The 2794-nt window shown below is 66.7% G+C and carries 2 protein-coding genes and 2 pseudogenes; 1 reads left to right on the top strand and 3 read right to left on the bottom strand.

Annotation, left to right across the window (positions count from 1 at the left end):
* Positions 1-488 (bottom strand): deoxyribodipyrimidine photo-lyase (locus IQ216_RS13060; RefSeq protein ID WP_193815815.1); only part of this gene is annotated, 488 nt, incomplete at its 3' end.
* A 62-nt stretch (positions 489-550) separates the two neighbouring features.
* Between IQ216_RS13060 and IQ216_RS13055 the strand changes: the two genes are divergently transcribed.
* Entirely contained in the window at positions 551-913 is a 363-nt protein-coding gene (locus tag IQ216_RS13055) for an AbrB family transcriptional regulator (protein WP_193815814.1), read from the top strand.
* A 4-nt stretch (positions 914-917) separates the two neighbouring features.
* Here the strand turns inward: IQ216_RS13055 and IQ216_RS14810 are convergent.
* Together IQ216_RS14810 and IQ216_RS13050 are read right to left on the bottom strand one after the other, a co-directional pair.
* Positions 918-1277: pseudogene (locus IQ216_RS14810) on the bottom strand (FAD-dependent protein).
* Positions 1177-2691, bottom strand: a pseudogene (locus IQ216_RS13050) (NAD(P)/FAD-dependent oxidoreductase). The pseudogenes IQ216_RS14810 and IQ216_RS13050 overlap by 101 nt, the downstream one beginning before the upstream one ends.
* Positions 2692-2794: the final 103 nt, after the last annotated feature.

Genomic DNA, 2794 nt, shown 5'->3' with positions numbered 1-2794 from the left:
GGGGTGCGCAGTCGGGTGGGAGCAGGCAGCGGTTTCTGCGCCATCGCCGCGTGCCAGGATCGCCGAAAATCGCTATAGGCCAGCAGTGGAGCGACTGCTCCCGGAGGCTCTATCCAATGGATGGGAATCCTGGCCTCTGCCAACATCCGATTGACGCGGGCATCGCTGACCCGGCCTACGATGCGCTCTGTGTCCACATGGGCCACAACGCCATCGGCGCCGTAGTCGCGGACAACCTGCAGGAGGGTGGTGGCTGGTTCGCCCCAGCGCACTTCCAACCGCGACTGACGGGCTCTGAGATCCTGCCCAAGGCTGGCCAGGCTGTCCAGCATGACGGCCACACGGGCGGCCCCCGTTTCGGGATGTCTCAGCAGGGCAGGGTCCAGTATGAAAAGCGGTAAAACCCGTGCGCTGGAGCTGATATGACACAGGGCTGGATGATCGCTGAGCCGAAGATCCCGACGAAACCAGACAACCTGCAGAGTCATGATCGTTGCTTGCAATCGGTTGGGTTGAATGGTTAAGCTGTGATTAGTGCGATTCTGATTTCATGCTGACCGGAACAGACCTCCTCACCAAGGTCAAAGAGCTGGGCGATGTTGGTAAATCCGATCTCGTGAGAGCTTGCGGGTATGTGTCCACCAAGAAAGACGGCAGCGAGCGGCTGAACTTCACAGCGTTCTACGAAGCCCTTCTGAGTGCGAAGGGGGTGGATTTCGGTGCTGCTCCCTCCACCGGCAAGGGAGGGCGCAAGCTCAGCTTTTCCACCAAGGTACAGTTCAACGGCAACTTGATGGTGGGCAAGGCCTACACCGCTTTGCTCGGCCTCGAGCCCGGAGATGAATTCGAGATCAAGCTGGGTCGCAAGCAGATCCGTCTGGTGCCCCTCGGGGGTGAGGACGAGGACGAGTGACTGCTCAGGATTGAGCCACGGCCAGAGCCACCTGCTCAGCCAGTTTGATGCCGTCGATGGCGGCTGAAAGGATGCCGCCGGCATAGCCAGCCCCTTCGCCTCCCGGGTAGAGCCCGGGGGTGTTGAGGCTTTCTAGGCTGGTGCGATCGCGTGGAATCCTCACCGGTGATGACGTGCGTGTTTCCACGCCGGTGAGCAGGGCACTGGAGCTGCAGAACCCCGGAAGCCTGCCCTCGAAGGCCGGTAGCGCTTCCCTGAGGGCCTCAAGCACATAGGGCGGCAGGCAGCCACCCAGGTTGGCCCCACGCACCCCTGGCTNKGTMKSWKRYAMMCACGCCCGTGCTGCCCCCTTCGCCCTGTCCATCCGGGTCGATGCCAGTGAGGAAGTCGGCAACGGTCTGGACCGGTGCCTGGTAGGTGCCTCCACCTGCGGCAAAGGCCAGCTGTTCCCAGTGCCTCTGGAAGGCCACCCCGGCCAGGGGGTCGTCTTCGAAGCGGCGGTAGGGCCGAACATCCTCAAGAGTCACCGGCACCACCAGGCCGCTGTTGGCATTGCGCTCGTTGCGGGAGTGCTGGCTCATGCCATTGGTCACCACCGCGCCGGCCTCCGAGGTGGCCCCCACCACCAGGCCGCCCGGGCACATGCAGAAGCTGTAGACGCTGCGGCCTTTCAGGCCAGGCCCCCTGCAGTGATGCACCAGCTTGTACTCGGCGGCGCCCAGGCGGGGGTGGCCGGCGGCCTCGCCCCAGCGGGCCCGGTCGATCAGGGGCTGGGGATGCTCGATCCGCAGGCCGATGGCAAAGGGCTTGGGCTCCAGGGCGACGCCGCACTCCTCGAGCCTCAGGAAGGTGTCGCGGGCGCTGTGACCCACCGCCAAGACCACCGCAGAGGTGGTGATCGTGTGGCCATCGGCCAGCCGCACGCCTTGCACCCTGCGGCTGCCTGGGGCCAGCAGCAGCCCCTCCACCCTGCTGCCGAAGCGCACCTCCCCGCCGAGGGCCTCGATCCGCTGCCGCAGCCCCCGCACCACCGTCGCCAGCTTGAAGGTGCCGATGTGCGGGTGGTGCAGGGTGAGGATCTCCGAGTTGGCTCCTGCCGCCACCAGTTCCTCCAGCACCTTGCGGCAGTAGGGGAGGGGTTCGCTCACCTGGCTGTAGAGCTTGCCGTCGGAGAAGGTGCCGGCACCGCCCTCGCCGAACTGGGCATTCGACTCCGGGTTGAACGGCAGCTGGCCCTTCCAGAAGCCGAAGGTGTCGGCGCTGCGCTGCTTCACGGCCGGCCCCCGCTCCAGCAGCAGGGGGCGCAGCCCCATCTGGGCCAGCAGCAGGGCGGCGAAGTAGCCGCAGGGTCCGGCGCCCACCACCACGGGCCGGGTGGCGGCGCCGTTGCTGCCGCTGCCGGCGGGCAGCACGGGGTGATAGGTGCTGTCGGGGCTGGGCCTCAGGTGGCGATCGCCGCGGAAGCGCTGCAGCAGCCGCTCCTGCTCCCGCTCACTGAGATCAAGCACCAGATCCAGGCTGTACACCAGCTGGATCGGCTTGCCGCGGCGGGCATCGACACTGCGCTTCACCAGGTGGTGGTCGCGCAGCTGGCCAGGCCTGAGCCGCAGTCGCCGGCAGATCGCCGCCGGCAGCTCGGCCTCTCCATGGTCCAGGGGCAGCTTCAGCTCACTCAGCCGCAGCAAGGGATCTCCTGGAGGGTGCTCCCGTTGTAGATCGGCCCGGTTCTGTTGCAATCGTGCCGCTCCGCCACCCTCCTCGCCCGGCGCCCCTGCCATGGTGGGGACAACGCCGTGCCCATCAGGGACCTACTCGCTGCCCATGGGTCTGGCCCACTGCCCTCTCTGTGTCGCCCTGGCGGTGCTCTGCGTGCTCCGCAGC

Source organism: Cyanobium sp. LEGE 06143 (genome assembly GCF_015207535.1).
GTDB lineage: Bacteria > Cyanobacteriota > Cyanobacteriia > PCC-6307 > Cyanobiaceae > NIES-981.
This window is presented reverse-complemented; position numbering and strand designations above follow the sequence as displayed.

Bases quoted from the DNA above. Each gene is read 5' to 3' on its own strand.
- IQ216_RS13055 (WP_193815814.1), top strand. From the start codon at position 551: ATGCTGACCGGAACAGACCTCCTCACCAAGGTCAAAGAGCTGGGCGAT.